Source organism: Moorena sp. SIO4E2 (assembly GCF_010671945.1).
GTDB lineage: Bacteria > Cyanobacteriota > Cyanobacteriia > Cyanobacteriales > Coleofasciculaceae > Moorena > Moorena producens.
Genome location: NZ_JAAHIE010001442.1, coordinates 1 through 1,012, shown reverse-complemented (window position 1 = coordinate 1,012; position 1,012 = coordinate 1). Strand labels below are relative to the sequence as shown.

Genomic DNA, 1,012 nt, shown 5'->3' with positions numbered 1-1,012 from the left:
GACTGGGATTGTAGCACCTGAGCCATCCCTGCCAATTCGGTAGCCGACACCCCTTTAGCCTGGATAGCTGCCAAAAGTGCGCCAGATAACACAGTGGGAATTTCTTCATTCAACCATCCCTGCATCAGTTGTGATGCCTGGTCACTGGATAACGATTGCCCATCCAACAACTGTTGCAACAAACTGGGCCAGTTAGAAGAGGTTTGAACCATTATTATAGAAGTAGAGTATTTTATCTGGAAATGCGATCGCATTAACTATTCAATCACTATTTCCGATCAATCTCTAACTAACAAGGTTACAGCATAAGCAGCAATTCCCTCTTCACGTCCCACCGGACCCAACTTTTCATTAGTGGTTGCCTTAATGCCAATTTGGTCAGGCTTCAGGTCTAGGACTACACTTAAGCGATCGCGCATGGTCTTAATATGAGGCTTAAGCTTAGGACGCTCCGCCACCACCACCGAATCAATATTGCCAATCCGCCAGCCATGGGATTGGATCAACTGATTCACCTGACTCAACAATACCAAACTATCCGCACCCGCCCATTTTTCGTCAGTTGGGGGGAAATAATGACCAATATCGCCCAAACTCAAGGCTCCCAGCATGGCGTCCATGATGGCGTGAGTCAGGACATCGGCATCACTATGACCGACTAATCCCAATTCATGAGGAATGTCTACACCTCCGATAATCAGACGGCGACCTTTGCCCAATTGATGGATATCGTAACCGTTGCCAATCCGAATAGTCATTTTTTCCACTGAATCCCACGTTAACAGAGCAAGCGATCGAATTTTACCTGCTATCTAGGGCGTGTCATCAATTAAGCCAGATAACGGTAGCAGCCAGATAAATTGCGGATAGAAAGTTTATTGCCCCTTTATCATAGCGTGTGGCAATCGCTCGATATTGCTTGAGTTGGGCAAAGAAGTTTTCAATTAGATGTCGTGCTTGGTATAAGTATCGATCATACTCACGCTTAACAGTACGGTTGCACTTGGGCGGA

2 protein-coding genes and 1 pseudogene are annotated in these 1,012 nt (G+C 46.2%); all 3 read right to left on the bottom strand.

What is annotated here, in order from left to right:
• A pseudogene (locus F6K37_RS44350) lies at positions 1–212 on the bottom strand (anthranilate phosphoribosyltransferase); the annotation flags it as partial.
• A gap of 66 nt (positions 213–278) precedes the next feature.
• Positions 279–758 carry a 2-C-methyl-D-erythritol 2,4-cyclodiphosphate synthase gene (gene ispF / locus F6K37_RS44345; protein ID WP_008180966.1) on the bottom strand — a complete coding sequence of 160 codons (480 nt, stop codon included), beginning with the start codon at positions 756–758 and terminating at the stop codon, positions 279–281.
• Positions 759–825: 67 nt separating this feature from the next.
• The coding region (locus F6K37_RS44340; protein WP_287255045.1) for a transposase at positions 826–1,012 on the bottom strand (187 nt) is incomplete at its 5' end.